Origin of the sequence: Neisseria benedictiae, assembly GCF_958267435.1 — a bacterium.
Taxonomy (GTDB): domain Bacteria; phylum Pseudomonadota; class Gammaproteobacteria; order Burkholderiales; family Neisseriaceae; genus Neisseria; species Neisseria bergeri.
In genome coordinates this window covers 1-23,424 of sequence record NZ_CATQFV010000077.1, presented here as the reverse complement: position 1 = coordinate 23,424, position 23,424 = coordinate 1, and the positions used below count along the sequence as shown (strand labels likewise).

The following is a 23,424-nucleotide window of genomic DNA, read 5'->3' as shown; positions in this document are numbered from 1 at the left end:
GTTTCGGCCCCCCCCCCCCCCCGGCACAGGCGGCAAGGGCGGCGGCAAGCGGCAGTAAGGACAGGGCTTTGTATTTCATCGCATACTCAATCTTGATGATGTGTTAATAATAGTTTTGATTATCAGTTTAAATGTTATATGATGTCAACTGTTTTGTGGGCCGGTGCAAAACCGGTTTTCACGGTTTTCTGCCTGTTTTTCGGATGGTTTGACGTGTTTCGGCGGCATGTTTGCCGGAAAGGTAAATGACAGGGTATGTTGTATTTCAGATACGGCTTTTTGGTTGTTTGGTGTGCGGCAGGTGTTTCTGCCGCCTATGGGGCGGATGCGCCCGCGATTTTGGATGACAAGGCATTGTTGCAGGTGCAGCGGTCGGTGTCGGATAAGTGGGCGGAATCGGATTGGAAAGTTGAAAATGATGCCCCGCGTGTGGTTGATGGGGATTTTTTGTTGGCGCATCCGAAAATGTTGGAACATAGTTTGCGCGACGCGCTCAACGGCAATCAGGCGGATTTAATCGCTTCGTTGGCGGATTTGTATGCCAAGCTGCCGGATTATGACGCGGTTTTGTACGGCAGGGCGCGGGCTTTGCTGGCGAAATTAGCGGGAAGGCCGGCGGAGGCGGTGGCGCGGTATCGGGAACTGCACAGGGAAAATGCGGCAGACGAGCGGATTTTGCTGGATTTGGCGGCGGCGGAGTTTGACGATTTCCGGCTGAAGTCGGCAGAAAGGCATTTTGCGGAGGCGGCAAAATTGGATTTGCCGGCACCGGTTTTGGAAAATGTGGGGCGTTTTCGGAAAAAAGCGGAGGGGCTGACGGGCTGGCGTTTTTCGGGCGGTATCAGCCCGGCGGTCAATCAAAACGCCAATAATGCCGCGCCGCAATATTGCCGGCAAGACGGAGGCAGTCAGATATGCAGTGTCAGCCGGGCGGAGCGGGCGACAGGCTTGAATTATGAAATCGAGGCGGAAAAGCTGACGGCGTTGGCGGACAATCATTATTTGTTGTTCCGTTCCAATATCAGCGGCACAAGCTATTATTTCAGTAAAAAATCGGCTTATGATGACGGGTTCGGCAGGGCGTATTTGGGATGGCAGTATAAAAATGCGCGGCAGACGGTGGGGATTTTGCCGTTTTATCAGGTGCAGTTGTCGGGCAGCGACGGCTTTGATGCGAAAACAAAACGGGTAAACAACCGCCGCCTGCCGCCGTATATGCTGGCGCACGGAGTCGGCGTGCAGCTGTCCCATACTTACCGCCCAAACCCGGGATGGCAATTTTCGGTCGCGCTGGAACATTACCGCCAACGCTACCGCGAACAGGATAGGGCGGAATACAATAACGGTCGGCAGGACGGGTTTTATGTTTCGTCGGCAAAACGTTTGGGCGAATCGGCAACTGTGTTCGGCGGCTGGCAGTTTGTGCGGTTTGTGCCGAAACGTGAAACGGTGGGCGGCGCGGTCAATAATGCCGCCTACCGGCGCAACGGTGTTTATGCCGGCTGGGCGCAGGAGTGGCGGCAGTTGGGCGGTTTGAACAGTCGGGTTTCCGCATCTTATGCCCGCCGCAACTATAAGGGCGTTGCGGCTTTCTCGACAGAGGCGCAACGCAACCGCGAATGGAATGTCTCGCTGGCTTTGAGCCACGACAAGTTGTCGTACAAAGGTATCGTGCCCGCGTTGAATTATCGTTTCGGCAGGACGGAAAGTAATGTGCCGTATGCGAAACGTCGCAACAGCGAGGTGTTTGTGTCGGCGGATTGGCGGTTTTGAATGGTGGGATAATGCCGTCTGAACCTTGTGGAAACAGGTTCGGACGGCATTTTTGCGTGTTCAGGCAAGGACGGCGGCAAATACGCCGCGCAAGGCGTTGGAGAGGCGGATTTCTTCGGCTTCTTGCAGTGTTTTTTGTGTGATGTGTGTTTCGATCACTTGATTTGTGTGCAAATATTTTTGCGGTTCGTCCAATACGGCTTGGCGCATTATGCCGTTTAAAATGTCTAAATCTAAAGAGGGTGTGAGCCACTGTCCGCGATGTTTGACGAACACGTTGCTTCTGCCGCCTTCGAGCAGAATGCCGTCCGAGTTGAAAAACAGGCTGTCGAACGCGCCTTGTGTTTCGGCGGTTTGCCACGCTTGGTCGAAGAGGGAGCGGTGAGTGGTTTTGAAGCGGCGCAGGTAGTTTTGTGCGGGCAGGACGGCGGGCGAAATGATGACGCGTTGTTTGTCAGCCAAATGGTTTAAAACGGCGTGGGACAGGCTGATGCCGTCTGAAGCGAGCAGGGCTTTGACGCGGAACGCGCCGTCGGGCAAGTCGGCAATGTATTGTTTGATTTGATTTTCGCAGCCGTCGGGCAGGGGCAGGTTGAGGGCGCGTGCGGCGGTGTTCAGACGGCATAGGTGGCGGTCGAGCAGGGCGCAGCGTCCGTTTTCGACGCGCAGGGTTTCAAAAATGCCGAAATCGGGGCGCAATTCGTTGAGGAAACGGGCTTTCCAGCCGCATTCCCGATATTCGGCGGCGGGGTCGCTGTCGATGACGATGCCGGAACCGACACCGTATATGCCTTGATAGATGCCGTCTGAAAGCGGTGTGAGCGACAGGGTGCGGATGACGACGTTGAACGTGCCTTCAAACCCCAAGCCGCCGGAACACGGGTTCAAATAGCCGATGCTGCCCGTATAAAGCCCGCGCGGTTCGGTTTCGAGCGATTCGATAATCTGCATACTCATTTTTTTGGGCGCACCGGTGATGCTGCCGCAGGGAAAGGCGGCGCGGAGGATGTCGGCGGCGGTAATGTGCGGCAGGGCTTGGGCTTGGATGGTGCTGGTCATCTGCCAGACGCTGCCGAAACGCGATACTTTAAACGGCTCTGGCACGCATACTTTGCCGGTTCGGGCGATTTTGCCGAGGTCGTTACGCAGCAAATCGACAATCATCACGTTTTCGGCGCGGTTTTTCGGGTCGTTTTGCAACTCGGCGGCGCGGCGTTCGTCTTGCCCGTCGTCCAAAATCGGCGCGGTGCCTTTCATCGGCTCGGTGGCGACGATGCCGTCTGAAGCGATTTTGAGGAAGAGTTCGGGCGAAAAACACAGCGTCCACGCGGATTGCCCTTGTGCATCGGGCAGGTGGGACAAGACGGCATAGGGGACGGGTTGGCGCAGGCGGCGGTAGAGGCTGACGGGATTGCCGTAGGCTTGCAGGTGCAGGCGGGTGGTGTAGTTGATTTGATAGGTGTCGCCGCGCCGGATGGCTTCGTGGATTTGGCGGATGCGGTCGAGGTATTCGGTTTCGGATACGGAGGATTGCGGCGTGGAAATACCGGCGGGGATGCCGTCTGAATTTTGGGCAAGCCAGCTTTCGGCATCGGTGTCGACGCAGTCGGCAAACCAGTGCAGGGCAAGATTGCCGCCGCGTTCGGATTCAACCCCCATCAGCGGCAAACCGAATCCGTAGTCTGCAAACAACACCGAATGCAACCCTTTTTGCCAGCCCTTTTGCAGCACGCCGTCCAAAGCATCGAGTTCTTCAGGACGGAAAAAACGGCTTTCTATATGATTTTGGTAGCGTTTTGCGCGGCCGCTTACGGCATCGTCAAACAGGGCGAAATAAGGCATGGCAATCAGAGGCAAATGTTTTGATTATACGCTCTTTTTACACATATTTTCAGACGATTCGGCAAATATCGGCAAAATGTAATTTTATGTAGAGGATGCGTGCAACAAGGTGTAAAATTATGAAAACAAATTTCGATTTTCAACCTGAAATACAATAAGGAGACCTTTATGACAGACCACCAGCTGCAACCGTTTGAAAGTGTGGAATTGGGCGAAAAGCAAGATCAGCTCCAAGTATTTGAAAAAGCTGTTTTGGAACATGAAGGCAAAGGTTCTGCCGAAGATTCCGGCACAGCCCCGCTGCCCGAAAACTACCCCTACCGCAAACGTATGCGCCGCGCCGCCTACGAAGCCGAAAAAGCCAAACTGCAAATCGAGTTGCTGAAAGTGCAAAGCTGGGTTAAAGATTCCGGCCAGCGCATCGTCAGCCTGTTTGAAGGCCGCGACGCGGCAGGCAAGGGCGGCACCATCAAACGCTTTATGGAACATTTAAACCCGCGCGGCGCGCGCGTGGTTGCTTTGGAAAAACCGACCACTACCGAACGCGGACAATGGTATTTCCAACGCTACATCCAAAACCTGCCGACTGCGGGCGAAATGGTTTTCTTCGACCGTTCGTGGTACAACCGCGCCGGCGTGGAGCGCGTGATGGGCTTTTGCGAACCCAACGAATATATGCTCTTTATGCGCCAAACCCCCGAATTGGAACGTATGCTCGTCGCCAGCGGCATCCATCTGTTTAAATTCTGGTTCTCCGTATCCCGCGAAGAACAACTGCGCCGCTTCATCTCCCGCCGCGACGACCCCCTGAAACACTGGAAACTCTCCCCCGTGGACATCCAGTCGCTCGACCGCTGGGACGACTACACCGAAGCGAAAAACGCCATGTTCTTCCACACCCATACCGGCGACGCGCCTTGGGTCATCATCCGTTCCGACGACAAAAAACGCGCCCGTTTGAACTGTATCCGCTACTTCCTGCACCAGTTGGACTACCCGGGCAAAGACGTGAAAGCCATCGGCAAAGTGGATGAAAAAATCGTCCTCGTCCCCGATACGCGCTACAAAGACAAAAACATCGACCTCGGTCATGACTGATTACCGGTGAAGCAATAAAAATGCCGTCTGAACTTGAAATCGGGTTCAGACGGCATTTTCTATCGGGGTTTCAAAGCGGCATTAAATGTCGGTTTCCAGATAAACGACTTGGGTTTGCAGATATTCTTCCAAACCGTGTTTGCCGTCCGCGCCGCCGATACCGGATTTTTTCCAGCCTGCGTGGAAGCCTTGCATGGCTTCAAAGTTTTCGCGGTTGATGTAGGTTTCGCCGAATTGCAGGCGGCGGGTAACGTAGAAGGCTTCGTTTAAATTAGTCGTATAAACAGAACTGGTCAGACCAAACTCGCAATCGTTAGCCAGTGCGATGACTTGGTCGAGCGTGTCGAAAGCGGAAACAGGCAGAACGGGGCCGAAGGTTTCTTCTTTCATAATGTCCATACTGTTGTCGGTGTCGGTCAGCAGGGTCGGCTCGAAGAAATAGCCGCGTCCTTCGGCGCGTTTGCCGCCGCAAACCAGTTTCGCACCTTGTTTGACTGCCCGTTCCACTTTTTCGGCAACGGCTTTGACGGCGCGCTCTTCAATCAGCGGGCCCATTTCCAGCGCGCCGGCTTCGGCTTCGGCAGGGTTGCCGTAGCGCACGCCTTTCATCGCGGCGGTCATTTTTTCGATAAACGCGTCTTTCAGGCTGCTGTGGACATAGACGCGCTCGGCGCAGTTGCAGATTTGACCGGTGTTGCCGACGCGCGAAGCCAAGATGGATTTTACCGCCAAGTCTAAATCCGCGTCTTTCAAAACGATGGCAGGCGCTTTACCGCCGAGTTCCAGCGAAACTTTGGTGATGTTGGCGGAAGCGGCTTCCATCACTTGGCGGCCTGCTTCGACGGAGCCGGTCAGGCTGACCATATCGACTTGCGGATGGGCGGACAAGGCATTGCCGATTTCCGCGCCAGGGCCGTTCACTACGTTGAACACGCCTGCGGGCAATCCGACCGCATCGACGATTTCGGCGAAGATGTGGCAGTTGATCGGGGTTACGCTGCTGGGTTTGACGACGATGGTGTTGCCCGTTACCAAAGCGGGGCCCATTTTGCGGGCAATCAGGAAGAAGGGGAAGTTCCACGGCAAAATGCCGGCAATCACGCCCAGCGGACGTTTGAACAATAAAATATTTTCGCGCGGGCGGTCGCTTTGGATGATTTCGCCTTCGTAACGGCGTGCCCATTCGGCTTGGTAATCGAGATAGTCGGCAGTGAACATCACTTCCACGCGCGCCAAGTCTTTGGTTTTGCCGCCTTCGGCAACGATGGTGTCGGTCAGCTCGTCGGCGCGTCCGCGTATGCCTTGGGCGATTTTGCGCAAATACGCGCCGCGTTCGACCGCAGGCAGCCGCTCCCATGCCGGTTGCGCCGCACGCGCCGCCGCTACGGCGCGGTCAACGTCCGCCCTGCCGCCTTTGGGTTCGCGGGCGATGGTTTCTTCGGTGGACGGGTTCAATACGTCGCGCCATTCGCCGTCGAAGTCGTTTTCAAAGCGACCGTTGATATACATGGCCAATTGTTTCATTTCGGGTTCTCCAGTTTTGTAGTCGGATGTAGTTTTAGTTTATTCCCAAATAAATTGCCGTACAAGTTTCTTTACACGCGGATTTCGGGTTTCAAATCAAATGCGGCTTAGCGGTTTTCTTTTTTGGTTTCCGCCGGCGTGCTGCCGAAATATTGCCTGAATGCCTGGGTAAAGCTGGAAACGTGGCGGTAGCCGCACAAATACGCGGTTTCGCCCACGCTTTTACCCCCGTTTTGCAACAGGTAGAGCGCGTGCTGCATTTGTTTGTGGTGCAGCCACTCGCTTGCCGTAATGCCGAAATGGCCGCGCATACGGCGTTGCAACGTCCTTTCGCTGATGTTCAGCGCGTCTGTCAGCCGGTTGACTTGGTGTGCGCCGCCGTCGAACGCGGCATTCAGGGTGCGGCTGAAGTCTTCAGACGGCATAGCGTCTGCTTCCGCCGTTTGCCCCGCCGTCGGTCCGATGCCGTCTGAAACCGTGTCCCACAAATCCGACAGCAGCCGTAAAACGTCCGCCTCGCGGCGCAATGTTTCGCCCAAATGCCCCCTTGGGACGGCTTGTAGGCAGGATGCCGCCAAGCCGCGCAGGTTTGGGGGCAAATCCCATATCCTGACCGGCTCGCGGTAAAGCAGGGGTGCGAAACGCGCGTATTCCGGACGCAGCAGCCATTGTTCCATACCTTTAATGGTCATTTTGACCGTTTTGCCGCCGCGATAAAGATAGCGGCTGAACAGGACCTCTTCCCCGACAGCAATCAGAACGATCTTGCCGCAGTCCGCATCGATTTGAAAACGGCGGCGGTTGATGCCGAAGTCCAAAGAGCCTTCCAGCAAAAGTACGAACGACACATAAGGTTCGGCGAGGCGGCTGCTGCAAAAATCGCACCGTGCCGTTACCGTACCGCCATGTATGGAAAGGCCGTTGGACAGGATGTCGAAGCGGTAGCCGCCCTCCACATAGCTGCCGCCGCCGCTTTTGACCAGATTGACGAACCGGCTGCTGTTCAAATGTTCTGCTTTTTCCATAGTTTTCTGATAAAGGTTATCATTTGAAAGATAACATTTTTCGCCACAGCAAACAATCCGCCGCCGACAACGGCATTTTCACAACACCTGCCGCCCGGATGCCGTCTGAAAATTGCCCGTCTTCCCGATAAGCCTTAAAATACACGCCGTCAAACCTACCGGCCGCCCGTACATGAGCCCATCCCCCTTTATCGAAATGAAAGACGTTGCCTTCGCGTATGGCGACCGCCCGATTCTGAACGACATCAATTTCAGCATTCCGCAAGGCAATTTTGCCGCCGTGATGGGCGGTTCGGGCAGCGGCAAAACCACGCTGATGCGTCTGATTACGGGTCAGATTCGTCCGCAGTCCGGGCAGGTTTTGATTGAAGGACGGGATTTGGCGGGCTTTTCGGCTGACGAACTCTACGAACACCGCCGCCGTATGGGCGTGTTGTTCCAACACGGCGCGCTGTTTACCGATTTGTCGGTATTCGACAATATCGCTTTTCCGATGCGCGAACTGACGCAACTGCCGGAAGCGGTGATTCGAGATTTGGTTTTGTTGAAATTGAACGCGGTCGGGCTGCGCGGCGTGGAAAACCTGATGCCGTCCGAGTTGTCCGGCGGGATGTCGCGCCGCGTCGCGCTGGCACGCACAATCGCGCTCGACCCCGAAATTATGTTGTACGACGAACCGTTTACCGGCCTCGACCCGATTTCCTTGGGCGTGATTGCCCACTTGATCAGCCGCGTCAACAAGGCTTTGCGTTCGACCAGCGTTATGGTAACGCACGACATTGAAAAATCTTTGGAAATCGTCGATCAGGTGATTTTTTTGGCGCACGGCGAAATTATGTTTTCCGGCTCACCGCAGGAAATGCGCGAACTGGATTCGCCTTGGGTGCGCCAGTTTGTCGGCGGCTTGGCAGACGGCCCTGTGGCATACCGCTATCCGGCGCAAACGTCGTTGCAGCAGGATTTGCTCGGGTAAACGAGCCGGTGCCGTCTGAAACCGTTGAACCTTACACATAGAAATTTATGAACTTTATCCGTTCTGTCGGGGCGAAAACCCTCGGCCTTATTCAATCCCTCGGCAGTATTACGCTGTTTCTGCTGAACATTCTGGCGAAGTCCGGTACGGTTTTCGCCCGTCCGCGCCTGAGCGTGCGCCAAGTGTATTTTGCCGGTGTGTTGTCGGTGCTGATTGTTGCCGTTTCGGGGCTGTTCGTCGGTATGGTTTTGGGTTTGCAGGGTTATACGCAGTTGTCGAAATTCAAATCCGCCGATATTTTGGGCTATATGGTTGCGGCTTCGCTGTTGCGCGAACTGGGTCCAGTGTTGGCGGCGATTCTGTTTGCCAGCAGCGCGGGCGGTGCGATGACCAGCGAAATCGGTCTGATGAAAACGACCGAACAGCTCGAAGCGATGAACGTGATGGCGGTCAACCCCGTCGCCCGCGTGGTTGCGCCGCGCTTTTGGGCAGGCGTGTTTTCCATGCCGCTTTTGGCTTCGATTTTCAACGTGGCGGGCATTTTCGGCGCGTATCTGGTCGGAGTGAGCTGGCTGGGCTTGGACAGCGGCATTTTCTGGTCGCAAATGCAGAACAACATCACGATACATTACGATGTAATCAACGGTCTGATCAAATCCGCCGCGTTCGGCGTGGCGGTAACGCTGATTGCCGTGCATCAGGGCTTCCATTGCGTCCCGACTTCGGAAGGCATTTTGCGCGCCAGCACGCGCACGGTGGTTTCGTCCGCCCTGACGATTTTGGCGGTCGATTTTATATTGACCGCGTGGATGTTTACAGATTGACGGGCCGTCTGAAGACGAAACGCGGAACATCGGATATTCAAGGAACTTTAATGAAAAAGAACATATTGGAATTTTGGGTCGGACTGTTCGTCCTGATCGGCGCGGCGGCGGTTGCCTTTCTCGCTTTCCGCGTGGCGGGCGGCGCGGCGTTCGGCGGTTCGGACAAAACTTACGCCGTTTATGCCGATTTCGGCGACATCGGCGGTTTGAAGGTCAATGCCCCCGTCAAATCCGCAGGCGTATTGGTCGGGCGCGTCGGCGCTATCGGGCTTGACCCGAAATCCTATCAGGCGAGGGTGCGCCTCGATTTGGACGGCAAGTATCAGTTCAGCAGCGACGTTTCCGCGCAAATCCTGACTTCGGGACTTTTGGGCGAGCAGTACATCGGGCTGCAGCAGGGCGGCGACACGGAAAACCTTGCCGCAGGCGACACCATCTCCGTAACCAGTTCTGCAATGGTTCTGGAAAACCTGATCGGCAAATTCATGACGAGTTTTGCCGAGAAAAATGCTGACGGCGGCAATGCGGAAAAAGCCGCAGAATAAACATACACATCCACTTTCAGGAAAGACATCATGAAAAAATCCTCCTTCATCAGCGCATTGGGCATCGGTATTTTGAGCATCGGCATGGCGGTTGCCGCCCCTGCCGACGCAGTAAACCAAATCCGTCAAAACGCCACTCAAGTATTGAGCATCTTAAAAAACGGCGATGCAGGCACTGCCCGCCAAAAAGCCGAAGCTTATGCGACCCCTTATTTCGATTTCCAACGCATGACCGCATTGGCGGTCGGCAACCCTTGGCGCACCGCGTCTGACGCGCAAAAACAAGCGTTGGCCAAAGAATTTCAAACCCTGCTGATCCGCACTTATTCCGGCACGATGCTGAAATTCAAAAACGCGACCGTCAACGTCAAAGACAATCCCATCGTCAATAAAGGCGGCAAGGAAATCGTCGTCCGCGCCGAAGTCGGCATCCCCGGTCAGAAGCCCGTCAATATGGACTTCACCACCTACCAAAGCGGCGGTAAATACCGTGCCTACAACGTCGCCATCGAAGGCGCGAGCCTGGTTACCGTGTACCGCAACCAATTCGGCGAAATCATCAAGGCGAAAGGCGTGGACGGACTGATTGCCGAGTTGAAAGCCAAAAACGGCAGCAAGTAATCCATAAGCCATGCCGCCAGTCTGAAGGCGGCATGGATTTTTTCCTACCGAACACTATGCATACAGAACTCAACAACGGAACACTGCACATCGGCGGCGACATCACTGTCAAAACCCTGACTAGGGACGCATTTGAGCGTTTCCGGCAACAATGCCGTCTGAAAGAAACCATTGCCGTCGATTTCGGCGGTGTCAAACGTGCCGATTCCGCCTGCGTGTCGCTGCTGCTCGAAGTGCTGCGCGGCTGCAAAGGCAGCGTCAGGCTGACCGGCATTCCCGAATCCGTGCGCGCGCTGTCCGAACTGTACGAAATCAAAGACTGGTTGAAATCATGAAAAAAACCGCCTACGCCGCCCTCCTGCTGATCGGGTTCGCTTCCGCCCCTGCATTTGCAGAAACCCGCCCCGCCGACCCGTATGAAGGCTACAACCGCGCCGTCAGCAGGTTTAACGACCGGGCCGACCGCTACATTTTTGCCCCTGCCGCGCGCGGCTACCGCAAAGTTGCGCCGAAACCCGTCCGCGCCGGCGTGTCCAATTTTTTTAACAATCTGCGCGACGTGGTCAGCTTCGGCAGCAATATCTTGCGCTTGGACATCAAACGCGCAAGCGAAGACCTTGTCCGTGTCGGCATCAATACCACTTTCGGTTTGGGCGGGCTCATCGACATCGCCGGCGCTGGCGGCGTTCCCGACAATAAAAACACCTTGGGCGACACGTTTGCCTCGTGGGGATGGAAAAACAGCAATTATTTTGTGCTGCCCGTCTTAGGGCCGTCCACCGTCCGCGACGCGCTCGGCACGGGCATTACCTCCGTTTACCCGCCCAAGAATATCGTCTTCCGCACCCCTGCCGGGCGTTGGGGCACGGCTGCCGCCTCCGCCGTCAGTACGCGCGAAGGCCTGCTCGATTTGACCGACAGTCTGGACGAAGCCGCCATCGACAAATACAGCTACACGCGCGACCTCTATATGAAAGTCCGTGCGCGGCAGACCGGTGCAACACCTGCCGAAGGTACGGAAGATAACATCGACATCGACGAATTGGTCGAAAGTGCCGAAACCGGAGCGGCGGAAACTGCCGTTCACGAAGATTCCGTATCCGAAACACAGGCAGAAGCAGCAGGGGAAGCCGAAACGCAACCTGGAACACAACCCTAAAGCCATGCCGTCTGAAAATCCGTGTTCGGACGGCATTCCCTTTCGTCGGAACGGACAGTCCGAAACCACAGATTGGGCTATAATCCCTTTTTTGCGCATACCGCGCGACAGCAAAGGAAAAACCATGTACGAAGTCAACCGCAGCGTATTCGTCCTCATTCCACTCGAACCCTTCTGGAACTGGCTGCAAACCCTGCCGGGCAACCACCTCGACGGGCTGACCCTCGAAGACATCCAAGCCGATGCCAATTCCTACCTTGTCCGCCCGTGCGAAACTGCCGACGAAGTATGGGATGAAATCGAGGCGCGTTTTGAAGATATTTTTGCCGCCGAACTTGCCGACTGGTGCGAAGACGAACGCGAGTGGCCTGCGCTCGATGCCGACATTTTCAACGAATGGTTCGACATCCAGCTTTCTACCGTCATCACCGACCTCGAACACGAACCGCTTGCCCGCGAAGCCTTCCAACCCATTAACTTGAACTGATGAAGCTGACCGTCCGCAATTACCATCTCGACGGCTACGGCCATGTCAACAATGCGCGCTACCTCGAATTCCTCGAGGAAGCGCGCTGGGCGTTTTTCGAGGAGCGCGGACTGCTGCACGAGTTGGCAGGCCTCATACTGATTGTCGCCCGCATCGACATCCGATACAGCCGTCCCGCCGTCGAAGGCGACGTATTGCAGTTTTCATGCCGTCTGAAAACCCCGGGTACGCGCCGCATTGTGCTGACCCAGAAGATTACACTGCCAAACGGCAAAACCGCCGCAGAAGCCGACATCACCCTGATGCCCGTCCACGCCGCCACACAACGCACCGTCAGCCTGCCCGCCACCCTTGCCCGCGCATTGGAAGCCTTGTCCGAATGAAAAAAATACTCACCGCCGCCGCCGTCGCACTGATCGGCATCCTCCTTGCCATCGTCCTCACCCCCGACAGCAAAACCGCGCCCGCCTTCTCCCTGCCCGACCTGCACGGAAAAACCGTTTCCAACGCCGACCTGCAAGGCAAAGTAACCCTGATTAATTTTTGGTTTCCCTCCTGTCCGGGTTGTGTGAGCGAAATGCCCAAAGTCATCAAAACGGCAAACGACTACAAAAATAAAGATTTCCAAGTCCTCGCCGTTGCCCAGCCCATCGATCCGATAGAAAGCGTCCGCCAATATGTCAAAGACTACGGTTTGCCGTTTGCCGTCATGTATGATGCGGATAAAGCCGTCGGACAGGCGTTCGGCACACAGGTTTATCCAACTTCCGTCCTTATCGGCAAAAAAGGAGAAATTCTCAAAACTTATGTCGGCGAACCCGATTTCGGCAAACTCTACCAAGAAATCGATACCGCGCTGGCACAATAGCGCGTTTGCATTCATGCTTTCAGACGGCATTTAATCATCCAGCAGATTCTTTTTCACCACTGCCGGATTGCCTGCCGCCAAAGAGTAGGGCGGAATGTCTTTTGTAACCACCGCGCCTGCGCCCACGACCGAACCGCGTCCGACGGTTACGCCCGCCATCACAATTACCCTGCGCCCCAGCCAGACATCGTCCTCCAACGTAATCGGACGGATTTCCGTGTAGCCCTCAAAGCGTTTGTTTTCACGGTCAAACTTGTGGTTGGTCGAATAGAACAGGCATTCCGGCCCCATCATCACATTTTTGCCAACCACCAGCCCACGGCAGATTTCACAGTTTACCCCGATACCGGAACCATCGCCCAAAACCGTATCCGGAAACACATAGGCACCGCGTTCGATATTGACCCCGCGTCCGATATGCGGAGAAACCCGCCGTGCCAGAAATATGCGTACGCTTTTGCCGATGATGCCGATGCCGCGCATATGAGACGGCGGCAATAGGGAACCGGCAAAGCGCAGCAGCAGGGAAAAAAACTTCACCCTCATAAAACTTCCTTCAGAGTAACCTTTTTGCATTTTATCGAATATCCTCTTGACGAAACAACAGAAAATAGCGAGAATGCCGAGCTTGTCTGAAGCATAGGTACATCCCCTATGCCCGCTTTTTTGAAAGGAAATCAAATGAAACAAGGTATTCACCCGAACTACCACGAAGTTAACGTTACCTGCTCTTGCGGCAACAAATTTGTAACTAAATCCGCGATGGAAAAAGAAAACTTCAACATCGAGGTTTGCTCCCTGTGCCACCCGTTCTATACCGGCACCCAAAAAATCGTCGATACCACCGGTCGCGTGGACAAATTCAACAACAAATTCGGTAACCTGTTCAAACGCTGATAGCCGATTTGCAAAAAGACTGCCCCGTGCAGTCTTTTTTGTTGCCGGTCTTTTTATGTCTGATGCCGTCTGAAGCAGTCTCTGCACGACCTTTGTGCGAATATTTGCTACACTTGGCAATCCGTCCATTTCTTCTCACGCTTATGCTGACCTATACCCCGCCTGATGCCCGCCCGCCCGCCAAAACCCACGAAAAACCGTGGCTGCTGCTGTTGATGGCGTTTGCCTGGCTGTGGCCCGGCGTGTTTTCCCACGATTTGTGGAATCCTGCCGAACCTGCCGTCTATACCGCCGTCGAAGCACTGGCAGGCAGCCCCACCCCCTTGGTTGCCCATCTGTTCGGTCAAACTGATTTCGGCATACCGCCCGTGTATCTTTGGGTTGCCGCCGCGTTCAAACATTTGCTGTCGCCGTGGGCTGCCGACCCGTATGATGCCGCACGCTTTGCAGGCGTGTTTTTCGCCGTTGTCGGACTGACTTCCTGCGGCTTTGCCGGTTTCAACTTTTTGGGCAGACACCACGGGCGCAGCGTCGTCCTGATTCTTATCGGCTGTATCGGGCTGATTCCGGTTGCCCATTTCCTCAATCCCGCTGCCGCCGCCTTTGCCGCCGCCGGACTGGTGCTGCACGGCTACTCGCTGGCACGCCGGCGCGTGATTGCCGCCTCTTTCCTGCTCGGTACGGGCTGGACGCTGATGTCGCTGGCGGCAGCTTATCCGGCAGCATTTGCCCTGATGCTGCCCCTGCCCGTGCTGATGTTTTTCCGTCCGTGGCAAAGCAGGCGTTTGATGTTGACGGCAGTCGCCTCGCTTGCCTTTGCCCTGCCGCTTATGACCGTCTATCCCCTGCTGTTGGCAAAAACGCAGCCCGCGCTGTTCGCGCAATGGCTCGACTATCACGTTTTCGGTACGTTCGGCGGCGTGCGGCACATTCAGACGGCATTCAGTTTGTTTTACTATCTGAAAAACCTGCTTTGGTTCGCACTGCCCGCGCTGCCGTTGGCGGTTTGGACGGTTTGCCGCACGCGCCTGTTTTCAACCGATTGGGGGATTTTGGGCGTTGTGTGGATGCTTGCCGTTTTGGTGCTGCTTGCCGCCAATCCGCAGCGTTTTCAGGACAACCTCGTTTGGTTGCTGCCGCCGCTTGCCCTGTTCGGCGCGGCGCAACTGGACAGCCTGAGGCGCGGCGCGGCGGCGTTTGTCAACTGGTTCGGCATTATGGCGTTCGGACTGTTTGCCGTGTTCCTGTGGACGGGCTTTTTCGCCATGAATTACGGCTGGCCCGCCAAGCTTGCCGAACGCGCCGCCTATTTCAGCCCGTATTACGTTCCCGACATCGATCCCATTCCGATGGCGGTTGCCGTACTGTTCACACCCTTGTGGCTGTGGGCGATTACCCGCAAAAACATACGCGGCAGGCAGGCGGTTACCAACTGGGCGGCAGGCGTTACCCTGACCTGGGCTTTGCTGATGACGTTGTTCCTGCCGTGGCTGGACGCGGCGAAAAGCCACGCGCCCGTCGTCCGGAGTATGGAGGCATCGCTTTCCCCGGAATTAAAACGGGAGCTTTCAGACGGCATCGAGTGTATCGGCATAGGCAGCGGCGACCTGCACACGCGGATTGTTTGGACGCAGTACGGCACATTGCCGCACCGCGTCGGCGATGTACAATGCCGCTACCGCATCGTCCACCTGCCCCAAAACGCGGATGCGCCGCAAGGCTGGCAGACGGTTTGGCAGGGTGCGCGCCCGCGCAACAAAGACAGTAAGTTCGCATTGATACGGAAAATCGGGGAAAATATATTAAAAACAACAGATTGAGCCGAATTTCTGGATTAAGTGCCGGAAATCGCGTACAATTGCGCGATTAAACCTTTATATAGTGGATTAACAAAAATCAGGACAAGGCGACGAAGCCGCAGACAGTACAGATAGTACGGAACCGATTCACTTGGTGCTTCAGCACCTTAGAGAATCGTTCTCTTTGAGCTAAGGCGAGGCAACGCCGTACTGGTTTTTGTTAATCCACTATAAATCAGCCGTTTTGCAGGCATCACACAGGAGCGACAATTATTATGATGACCCTCTATTCCGGCATTACCTGCCCCTTCAGCCACCGCTGCCGCTTCGTTTTGTACGAAAAAGGTATGGATTTTGAAATCAAAGACGTCGATATTTACAACAAGCCCGAAGACCTCGCCGTCATGAACCCGTACAACCAAGTCCCCGTGCTGGTCGAGCGCGATTTGGTGCTGCACGAGTCCAACATCATCAACGAATACATTGACGAACGCTTCCCCCATCCGCAGCTTATGCCCGGCGATCCCGTTATGCGCGGTCGGGGGCGGCTGGTGCTGTACCGTATGGAAAAAGAATTGTTCAACCACGTCCAAGTTTTGGAAAACCCCGCCGCCACCAACAAGGAACAGGCAAAAGCGCGCGAAGCCATCGGCAACGGTCTAACCATGCTTGCCCCTTCGTTCAGCAAAAGCAAATACATCCTCGGCGAAGATTTTTCTATGATTGATGTCGCCCTTGCCCCGCTGCTGTGGCGGCTCGACCACTACGATGTCAAACTGGGCAAAAGTGCCGCGCCGCTGCTCAAATACGCCGAGCGCATCTTCCAGCGCGAAGCCTTTATCGAAGCACTGACACCCGCCGAAAAAGCCATGCGCAAATAAGCTCGGAATGCTTGCAAAACCCGCCGTTTTGCAAGCATTTTCACATTCAGGCACACCACACGGAACCCATTATGCCCACTTCCACCAAACCCTACATCCTCCGCGCACTTTGCGAATGGTGCAGCGACAACAGCCTCACGCCGCACATTCTTGTCTGGGTCAACGAACACACGCGCGTTCCCATGCAGTACGTCCGCGACAACGAAATTATGCTCAACATCGGCGCGATCGCTACGCAAAACCTTCAAATCGACAACGATTGGATCAATTTTTCCGCCCGCTTCGGCGGACAGGCGCACGACATATGGATACCTGTCGGACACGTCCTCAGCCTTTTCGCACGGGAGACCGGCGAAAGTATGGGGTTTGAATTGGAGGAGTACCGCCCCGATACGCCGCCTGAAAACACTTCTGCCGAAACCGCGCCCCGACCGGCCAAAAAAGGCTTGAAATTGGTCAAATAAATCTATGCCGTCTGAACGGAATCGTGTTTCAGATGGCATTTTGTCCGATGGGGCGCAAACGGAATCCGTTTATCGGCAAAACCCGTTTCGGTGCATCGAAACTGTGTTGCCCCTGCCGATTCGATATTGGGATATTGAAAATGCCGTCTGAACCTACGATATGGGGTTCAGACGGCATTTTGTCCGATATTCGGGCAATCAGGCGGTTAGTACGGCTTTCAGGATTTTGTTGACTTCGCCCATATCGGCTTTGCCGGAAAGTCGGGTTTTCAACAGCCCCATCACTTTGCCCATATCCGCCATACCTGCCGCGCCGGTTTCGGCAACGGCGGCATCGACCGCAGTACGGATTTCTCCGGCGGAGAGCATTTGGGGAAGGTAGCGGTGCAGTACGTCGATTTCGGCGTTTTCTTTGTCTGCCAAATCCTGACGGCCGGCTTCAGTGTAGATTTTCGCGCTGTCTTTGCGCTGTTTGACCATTTTGGTCAGGATGGCGGTGATTTTGGCATCGTCGGCTTCGGTGCGTTCGTCCACTTCAAACTGTTTGACGGCGGCATTGATGAGGCGGATGGTGCCGAGGGAAACTTGGTCTTTGGCGCGCATCGCGGTTTTCATGTCTTCGGTAAGGCGGATTTTCAGGCTCATGATGTCCTCGCTGGGATGTCGGATGGAAACGGCGGGTTTCGATGCCGTCTGAAAAGCAAAACACACCGCAGAGCAGGTCTTGCGGTGTGTCCTCATATCACAGGGCTGACCTGTAATCTGTACTGCTTGGATGTTTAGTACATTTTGGGCGGCAGTTGTTGGCTGCGCAGGCGTTTTTGCAGGCGTTTTACGGCTGCCGCTTTTTTGCGTTTGCGTTCGGTAGTCGGTTTTTCGTAGGCTTCGCGGGCGCGCAGCTCGGTCAGCAGGCCGGTTTTTTCTACGGCGCGTTTGAAACGGCGCATAGCGACTTCAAATGGTTCATTCTCTTTTACGCGGATTGCAGGCATTTTATTTCCTTTAATAAATTCGGTTGTTTCATCTGCCCATCATATCGGTGGAAAGGGTAGGGCAGACGGTGTTGAAGGTTTACCGTATCGCTGTGCCTTGCGGCGGCGGGATACGCGCCGTGACGGAAACATCACCTCCTAACGGGTCGGCTTGTGCCGTGTCAAGCTGCTTGAAAAAGCAGGAAAAACAATTTTCGGATTGTCTTATATTTATGGTTCGCCGTCAATGCCGTTCGGGATAAAAATGCCGTCTGAAAGACCGGGCGGGTTTCAGACGGCATCGGTACGTCAGCGGGCGGGAACAATGCCCATACGCTGTTTGAGCGGGATGTGCGGCGCGCCGAAGAGGCTGGCGTAGTAGGCGGCATTGGTCATTACTTTTTTGACATAGTCGCGCGTTTCGGAAAACGGGATGGTTTCGGCATATACCGCACCCTCAAGGGGGATATCCGCCTGCCATCGGCGCGCCCTTCCGGGGCCGGCGTTATAGCCTGCGGTGGCGAGAACTTCGTTGTTTTGCAGGCGGCGTTTGGTGTCCGCCATATACCACGTCCCCATACGGATATTACCGTCGGCGGTGTAAAGTTGTGCGGCATCCATACCGATTTTGCCGGCGATTTCGCGCGCGGTGGCAGGCATAACCTGCATCAGCCCCTGCGCGCCTACGCCGGATTGCGCGCCCATGACGAAACGGCTTTCTTGACGAATCAGACCGTAAACCCACGCCGGATCGACATTAACATTTTGCGCGTGGCGGATTACCGTGTCTTTAAACGGCGAAATATAGCGCAATGTGTAGTTGAGTTTGCGGTCGGTGCGTTCCGCGCTGTTGACCGCCATATCGTAAAAACCGTGGTCGAACGCGGTTTGCGCGGCGGTCAGCAGCTTGTCTTCGTCGAAGCCGCGTGTGGCAAAACGCCATTCCGCCTGAGCCTGACGGCGCATTTTCGCATCGCCGGTGGTTCGGCTGTTTTGGAATAGCACCAGCGCGCGTTTGACTGCGCCGTCTTCCGCCATACGGAGGACGCTGTTTGTGTCGGCATCAGGTACATTGTTGCGCGTATCGATTTTGCGCCCCAACTCTTCCCCTGCCAGTACGGCATAAAAATTCCTGCCTGTCGCTGCCGCCTGTTTGTAGAGTTTTTCCGCCTCTTGCGTGTTGCCCGTTGCGGCGCGGCTGCGTGCCAGCCAGTAGAGCCAGGTCGGGCTTTTTTGCAGTTTTTCGGGCATATGCGAGATAACGGAGGCCAGCTCGTCCCAACGTCGGGCGCGCAAGGCGGCGCGGGCGTACCATTCGATTTGGTCGTCGGTCAGTTGGCGGCGGTCGGAAACTTTGCCGTAATAGTCCAAGGCGGCAGGCACATTGAGGCTTTGCGACTGATAATGCCCCAATACGCCCCACGCGAAACTGCGTTGTTCGGGGCTTAAACCGCTTTCCATTTCGGACAGCAGGGCGGCGGCATTCGGCGATTTACGCGCCTCTTTGCCGATGACGTTCAACAGGGCGTATTCGCGCGAACCTTGTGTGCTGCCGTCAAACGAGCTGCCCAATGCGGCGGCAAGGTTGCGTGCGTCTGTGGTTTGGCTGTTGGCCAACAGTCCGCGCACGCGCCTCCAGGCATTGTTGCCGTCCAACAAGCCGGATGCGGCTGCCTGTTCCAACAGTTTGGTGCAGCCCGAAGGCAGTTTGCCCGTATTTTTGACCAGTTCGGCGGTACGCGTATAGTCGTTGCGGTTCGAATCGGCGTAGCATTCGACTTCTTGGGCGCGCCCTTCAGGTTTGAGTTTGGCATATTCCTGTGCAAACAGCGTCCACTGTTTGCGTGCGCCCAAAGACTTCAGCCACTCGTTGCGGACATTTTCCGCCATCGCGCTGTCGCCGGCGTTTTCCAAATAGGCGGCGACTGCCGCATCGTTTTTCTGTTTCACTGCATCCAGTGCGGACGGGTAGCTGCCGTAATCTGCCAGCGTTTTTCCTTCGGGTTCGGCAGGGCGGGTGGGAACGCTTGCCGAAAGACCGGCAGTTTCTATATTGTCTGCCGGGGTCTTGCCGCCGGGCGCGTTTGTCGAAGAACACGCGGCAAGCACCAGGGCCGCCAGCAGCGGCAGGGAATGCTTCATAGAGGGTAGGTACATCGGATTTCCTTAAGAATCGGAACCCTGAACGGTCAGGGTTGGAAAAGACAAAATGCCGTCTGAACAGGCGTTTGCCCGAATTATATGCCGAAACTGCACCGCCTTTGGAATGTTTCCGACATAATTTATAGTGGATTAAATTTAAACCAGTACAGCGTTGCCTCGCCTTGCCGTACTATCTGTACTGTCTGTGGCTTCGTCGCCTTGTCCTGATTTTTGTTAATCCACTATATATTTTTCAATTATTTGCCGTTTGGGTGCGAACCGCTGCCTTTGCCCGTTTCAGACGGCATTGTCCGAAATGGTTGCCCGCTTCCTACTTTATTGACAAAAAAACGCTTTCCCGATAATATCCTACGAAAATTAACCTGCCGATTTGACACAGCTTGCGGGCATAACAGCTAAAGCGTTCCGACAATTTCAGCTTTATCTTCCGTGCCCGTTGTGTCTGACATCGGGCTTTGTTTTATGGGAAAGACAATGATTATTTTGGACAAGGTTTCCAAGCATTACCAAACGCGCGACAAGACCCGTTTTGCCGCCGTCGAGCCGACCAGCCTCGAAATCCGCGACGGCGAAATCTTCGGGCTGATGGGCTATTCCGGCGCGGGCAAATCCACCCTGTTGCGACTGATTAACCTGTTGGAACGTCCCGACAGCGGCAAGGTCAACGTCTGTGGACAAGAGCTGACCGCGCTCGATGCCGCCGCATTGCGCCGGGCGCGGCAAAATATCGGTATGGTGTTCCAGCAGTTCAACCTGTTGAACAACCGCACCGTCGCCGGCAACGTCGCCTTCCCATTGGAAATCGCCGGATGGCCGTCTGAAAAAATCAAAGCGCGCGTTGCCGAATGCCTCGAAATCGTCGGACTGACCGAACGCGCCGGCCACTACCCCGCCCAACTCTCCGGCGGGCAGAAACAGCGTGTCGGCATCGCCCGCGCGCTCGCGCCCAAGCCGCAAGTCATCCTCGCCGACGAACCCACTTCCGCCCTCGATCCCGCCACCACGCGCAGCGTCTTGGAATGTTTGGAAGACATCAACAAACGCTTCAACGTAACCATCGTCATCGTAACCCACGAAATGAGCGTCATCAGACGACTGTGCGACCGCGCCGCCCTCTTGGACAAAGGCAAAGTCGTCGAAATCGTCGAAGTACGCGGCAACCAAATCCACGCCCAATCGGAAATCGGGCGCGAACTCATCAGAGAGGACTGAAATGGCAGACCAGACCTTCCAACAAGCTGTTTCCAACATCATCGGTATGAAAGGCGAAATCGTCCGCGCCTTGGGCGAAACCTTCGTGATGGTCGGCTTGTCCACCACATTCGCCGTCGTTTTCGGCACGCTGCTGGGCGTGTTGCTCTTCGTAACCTCCAGCCGCCAACTGCATTACAACAAGCCGGTAAATTTCCTGCTTGACAACCTCGTCAACCTCATGCGCGCCTTCCCCTTCGTCATTTTGATGATTGCGATGATACCCGTCACCCGCGCCATCGTCGGCAGCACCATCGGTCCGGTTGCCGCCTCGCTGGTGTTGAGCGTGTCAGGATTGTTTTACTTCGCCCGTTTGGTGGAACAAAACCTGCGCGAAGTCCCCAAAGGCGTGATTGAAGCCGCCGCCGCGATGGGTGCGCCTCCGGTTGCCATCGTCCGCAAAGTCCTCTTAAACGAAGCGCGCGCGGGCATGGTTTCCAGCATTACTGTGCTTGCCATCGGGCTTTTGTCATACAGCGCGGCGGCAGGCATGATAGGCGGCGGCGGCTTGGGCGACCTCGCCATCCGCTACGGCTACTACCGCTACCAAACCGAAGTCATCGTCTTCATCGTCGCCCTCCTCGTGTTGCTGGTCATCCTGATTCAAAGCACCGGCAACGCGTTGGCGCGGAAACTCGACAAACGTTAAACCCGAATGCCGTCTGAACGCCAAAACCTCCACCGCTATCCCAAAAATGCTATAAAATCCCACTTCTCACGGCAAATGCCGTCTGAACGCCGAATCCGGACGGCAGGGTTTCCTGCCCGTCATTTTTGTTTGAAACCGCCACAACATCAGGAGAAAATATGAAAACCTTCTTCAAAACCCTTTCCGCCGCCGCACTCGCGCTCATCCTCGCCGCCTGCGGCGGTCAAAAAGACAGCGCGCCCGCAGCCTCTGCCGCCGCTCCTTCTGCCGACAACGGCGCGGCGAAAAAAGAAATCGTCTTCGGCACGACCGTCGGCGACTTCGGCGATATGGTCAAAGAGCAAATCCAACCTGAGTTGGAGAAAAAAGGCTACACCGTCAAACTGGTTGAATTTACCGACTATGTGCGCCCGAATCTCGCGCTGGCGGAGGGCGAATTGGACATCAACGTCTTCCAACACAAACCCTATCTTGACGACTTCAAAAAAGAACACAATCTGGACATCACCGAAGCCTTCCAAGTGCCGACCGCGCCTTTGGGGCTGTATCCGGGCAAACTGAAATCGCTGGAAGAAGTCAAAGACGGCAGCACCGTATCCGCGCCCAACGACCCGTCCAACTTCGCACGCGCCTTGGTGATGCTGAACGAACTGGGTTGGATCAAACTCAAAGACGGCATCAATCCGCTGACCGCATCCAAAGCCGACATCGCGGAAAACCCGAAAAACATCAAAATCGTCGAGCTTGAAGCCGCGCAACTGCCGCGCAGCCGCGCCGACGTGGATTTTGCCGTCGTCAACGGCAACTACGCCATAAGCAGCGGCATGAAGCTGACCGAAGCCCTGTTCCAAGAACCGAGCTTTGCCTATGTCAACTGGTCTGCCGTCAAAACCGCCGACAAAGACAGCCAATGGCTTAAAGACGTAACCGAAGCCTACAACTCCGACGCGTTCAAAGCCTACGCGCACAAACGCTTCGAGGGCTACAAATACCCTGCAGTATGGAATGAAGGCGCAGCCAAATAAGGCAGTCGTATAAGGAGCTGTTCATGCTATCCCAGAACAAATTACCGATGAAGTAGTTGATATGGTTACTAGAATCATCAATGAAATTGCTATTTGCTCTAAACGAATTGAAACAACTCTTGAAGTTACTCAAAAATTACTCTACAAACGTTTTCCTGTTCAAATTCTGATTGGAAAAATTGGAAAAAAACGATTAGGCAAATTGCTATCTAAATGGTTTGAAAGTATTTACAGGAATTTTGCCACTCGCGCGTGTACAAATACTGCTGCCGCTCGTTAGCGCTCACCTGTTACAATCGCCCTAATGGGATTGTAAAATTTATCCCTACGCAAATTCTGCGTAGGGATTTTTTGAATTATTTTATTGAAGAAACAAAATGGAACTATGGAAAGCTATTTGGCACACTGTCTTTGATTTTTTTAGTGAACTTTTTGATGAAAAACCGTGGCAAGAGAAAGATACAAAAAGTAAATTAAAAATACTAGGTGCATTATTGCTAGGTGCTATATTAACTTTTATCTTTTATCTTTTATCTTTTATCTTTTATCTTTTATCTTTTATCTTTTATCTTTTATCTTTTATCT

The 23,424-nt window shown here is 54.9% G+C and carries 27 protein-coding genes; 19 read left to right on the top strand and 8 right to left on the bottom strand.

The genetic code is table 11. The features are described from left to right. The first annotated feature begins 255 nt into the window (after positions 1-255). Positions 256-1,773 (top strand): surface lipoprotein assembly modifier, encoded by a 1,518-nt coding sequence (locus tag Q3O12_RS09930; protein WP_301670283.1) that lies wholly within the window; start codon positions 256-258, stop codon positions 1,771-1,773. A 60-nt stretch (positions 1,774-1,833) separates the two neighbouring features. On the opposite strand, the gene Q3O12_RS09925 is transcribed toward Q3O12_RS09930, so the two are convergent. After that, complete coding sequence (locus tag Q3O12_RS09925) at positions 1,834-3,615, bottom strand: bifunctional chorismate-binding protein/class IV aminotransferase (protein WP_301670286.1); 1,782 nt, start codon at positions 3,613-3,615, stop codon at positions 1,834-1,836. Between the two features lie 168 nt (positions 3,616-3,783). On the opposite strand from Q3O12_RS09925, the gene ppk2 reads away from it, so the two are divergent. Beyond that, positions 3,784-4,713: a polyphosphate kinase 2 gene (gene ppk2, locus Q3O12_RS09920; RefSeq protein ID WP_118787310.1), complete on the top strand. Its 930-nt coding sequence runs from the start codon at positions 3,784-3,786 to the stop codon at positions 4,711-4,713. Positions 4,714-4,794: 81 nt separating this feature from the next. Here the strand turns inward: ppk2 and aldA are convergent, their stop codons facing one another. Next, positions 4,795-6,237: an aldehyde dehydrogenase gene (gene aldA / locus Q3O12_RS09915; RefSeq protein WP_301670282.1), complete on the bottom strand. Its 1,443-nt coding sequence runs from the start codon at positions 6,235-6,237 to the stop codon at positions 4,795-4,797. A 107-nt stretch (positions 6,238-6,344) separates the two neighbouring features. Beyond that, complete coding sequence (locus Q3O12_RS09910; protein WP_301670281.1) at positions 6,345-7,262, bottom strand: helix-turn-helix transcriptional regulator; 918 nt, start codon at positions 7,260-7,262, stop codon at positions 6,345-6,347. Between the two features lie 172 nt (positions 7,263-7,434). Here Q3O12_RS09910 and Q3O12_RS09905 point away from each other — a divergent pair, with 172 nt between their 5' ends. The 9 genes from Q3O12_RS09905 to Q3O12_RS09865 all read left to right on the top strand — a co-directional run bounded on the left by Q3O12_RS09905 (position 7,435) and on the right by Q3O12_RS09865 (position 12,739). After that, positions 7,435-8,235: an ABC transporter ATP-binding protein gene (locus tag Q3O12_RS09905; RefSeq protein WP_118780542.1), complete on the top strand. Its 801-nt coding sequence runs from the start codon at positions 7,435-7,437 to the stop codon at positions 8,233-8,235. Positions 8,236-8,282: 47 nt separating this feature from the next. Further along, complete coding sequence (gene mlaE, locus Q3O12_RS09900) at positions 8,283-9,059, top strand: lipid asymmetry maintenance ABC transporter permease subunit MlaE (RefSeq protein ID WP_301670280.1); 777 nt, start codon at positions 8,283-8,285, stop codon at positions 9,057-9,059. A gap of 50 nt (positions 9,060-9,109) precedes the next feature. After that, on the top strand, positions 9,110-9,604 hold the full coding sequence (gene mlaD, locus Q3O12_RS09895) for an outer membrane lipid asymmetry maintenance protein MlaD (protein WP_002219881.1): 495 nt from the start codon (positions 9,110-9,112) through the stop codon (positions 9,602-9,604). Positions 9,605-9,634: 30 nt separating this feature from the next. After that, positions 9,635-10,225 (top strand): MlaC/ttg2D family ABC transporter substrate-binding protein, encoded by a 591-nt coding sequence (locus tag Q3O12_RS09890; protein ID WP_301670279.1) that lies wholly within the window; start codon positions 9,635-9,637, stop codon positions 10,223-10,225. Between the two features lie 56 nt (positions 10,226-10,281). Beyond that, on the top strand, positions 10,282-10,560 hold the full coding sequence (locus Q3O12_RS09885; protein WP_025456702.1) for an STAS domain-containing protein: 279 nt from the start codon (positions 10,282-10,284) through the stop codon (positions 10,558-10,560). Further along, positions 10,557-11,384, top strand: coding sequence for an MlaA family lipoprotein (locus Q3O12_RS09880; RefSeq protein ID WP_301670278.1), 828 nt, complete (start codon positions 10,557-10,559; stop codon positions 11,382-11,384). The genes Q3O12_RS09885 and Q3O12_RS09880 overlap by 4 nt, the downstream gene beginning before the upstream one ends. Before the next feature lie 124 nt (positions 11,385-11,508). Next, entirely contained in the window at positions 11,509-11,871 is a 363-nt protein-coding gene (locus Q3O12_RS09875; RefSeq protein ID WP_002229974.1) for a hypothetical protein, read from the top strand. Further along, positions 11,871-12,254 (top strand): acyl-CoA thioesterase, encoded by a 384-nt coding sequence (locus tag Q3O12_RS09870; protein ID WP_234403391.1) that lies wholly within the window; start codon positions 11,871-11,873, stop codon positions 12,252-12,254. The genes Q3O12_RS09875 and Q3O12_RS09870 overlap by 1 nt, the downstream gene beginning before the upstream one ends. Beyond that, entirely contained in the window at positions 12,251-12,739 is a 489-nt protein-coding gene (locus Q3O12_RS09865) for a peroxiredoxin family protein (protein ID WP_107819154.1), read from the top strand. The genes Q3O12_RS09870 and Q3O12_RS09865 overlap by 4 nt, the downstream gene beginning before the upstream one ends. Positions 12,740-12,769: 30 nt before the next feature. Here Q3O12_RS09865 and Q3O12_RS09860 read toward each other — a convergent pair whose 3' ends face one another. Further along, positions 12,770-13,285: an acyltransferase gene (locus tag Q3O12_RS09860; RefSeq protein WP_301670277.1), complete on the bottom strand. Its 516-nt coding sequence runs from the start codon at positions 13,283-13,285 to the stop codon at positions 12,770-12,772. Positions 13,286-13,420: 135 nt separating this feature from the next. On the opposite strand from Q3O12_RS09860, the gene rpmE reads away from it, so the two are divergent. From rpmE to Q3O12_RS09840, 4 genes are all read left to right on the top strand, one after another. Then, on the top strand, positions 13,421-13,636 hold the full coding sequence (rpmE, locus tag Q3O12_RS09855) for a 50S ribosomal protein L31 (protein WP_003713538.1): 216 nt from the start codon (positions 13,421-13,423) through the stop codon (positions 13,634-13,636). 143 nt (positions 13,637-13,779) lie between these two features. Next, positions 13,780-15,456 carry an ArnT family glycosyltransferase gene (locus tag Q3O12_RS09850; protein ID WP_301670276.1) on the top strand — a complete coding sequence of 559 codons (1,677 nt, stop codon included), beginning with the start codon at positions 13,780-13,782 and terminating at the stop codon, positions 15,454-15,456. Between the two features lie 254 nt (positions 15,457-15,710). Further along, on the top strand, positions 15,711-16,316 hold the full coding sequence (locus Q3O12_RS09845; protein WP_002214825.1) for a glutathione S-transferase N-terminal domain-containing protein: 606 nt from the start codon (positions 15,711-15,713) through the stop codon (positions 16,314-16,316). 71 nt (positions 16,317-16,387) lie between these two features. Beyond that, entirely contained in the window at positions 16,388-16,780 is a 393-nt protein-coding gene (locus Q3O12_RS09840; RefSeq protein ID WP_301670275.1) for a ClpXP protease specificity-enhancing factor, read from the top strand. Positions 16,781-16,808: 28 nt separating this feature from the next. On the opposite strand, the gene Q3O12_RS09835 is transcribed toward Q3O12_RS09840, so the two are convergent. The 4 genes from Q3O12_RS09835 to ltgA all read right to left on the bottom strand — a co-directional run bounded on the left by Q3O12_RS09835 (position 16,809) and on the right by ltgA (position 19,908). Continuing rightward, complete coding sequence (locus Q3O12_RS09835) at positions 16,809-16,958, bottom strand: hypothetical protein (protein WP_301670274.1); 150 nt, start codon at positions 16,956-16,958, stop codon at positions 16,809-16,811. A gap of 20 nt (positions 16,959-16,978) precedes the next feature. Continuing rightward, positions 16,979-17,425, bottom strand: a complete 447-nt coding sequence (locus Q3O12_RS09830; protein ID WP_301670285.1) for a GatB/YqeY domain-containing protein — start codon at positions 17,423-17,425, stop codon at positions 16,979-16,981. Positions 17,426-17,559: 134 nt separating this feature from the next. After that, the gene (gene rpsU, locus Q3O12_RS09825) at positions 17,560-17,772 is read right to left on the bottom strand and encodes a 30S ribosomal protein S21 (RefSeq protein ID WP_002214819.1); all 213 of its coding nucleotides are present in this window, start codon (positions 17,770-17,772) and stop codon (positions 17,560-17,562) included. Positions 17,773-18,060: 288 nt separating this feature from the next. Further along, positions 18,061-19,908 (bottom strand): lytic transglycosylase LtgA, encoded by a 1,848-nt coding sequence (ltgA, locus tag Q3O12_RS09820; RefSeq protein ID WP_301670273.1) that lies wholly within the window; start codon positions 19,906-19,908, stop codon positions 18,061-18,063. A gap of 480 nt (positions 19,909-20,388) precedes the next feature. On the opposite strand from ltgA, the gene Q3O12_RS09815 reads away from it, so the two are divergent. The 4 genes from Q3O12_RS09815 to Q3O12_RS09800 form a co-directional block, all read left to right on the top strand. Then, positions 20,389-21,126 (top strand): methionine ABC transporter ATP-binding protein, encoded by a 738-nt coding sequence (locus Q3O12_RS09815; protein WP_301670272.1) that lies wholly within the window; start codon positions 20,389-20,391, stop codon positions 21,124-21,126. 1 nt (position 21,127) lies between these two features. Then, on the top strand, positions 21,128-21,814 hold the full coding sequence (locus Q3O12_RS09810; RefSeq protein ID WP_301670271.1) for a methionine ABC transporter permease: 687 nt from the start codon (positions 21,128-21,130) through the stop codon (positions 21,812-21,814). A 158-nt stretch (positions 21,815-21,972) separates the two neighbouring features. After that, positions 21,973-22,839: a MetQ/NlpA family ABC transporter substrate-binding protein gene (locus tag Q3O12_RS09805; RefSeq protein ID WP_301670270.1), complete on the top strand. Its 867-nt coding sequence runs from the start codon at positions 21,973-21,975 to the stop codon at positions 22,837-22,839. A gap of 377 nt (positions 22,840-23,216) precedes the next feature. Beyond that, a partial coding sequence (locus Q3O12_RS09800) for a hypothetical protein (protein ID WP_301670269.1) occupies positions 23,217-23,424 on the top strand: 208 nt, incomplete at its 3' end.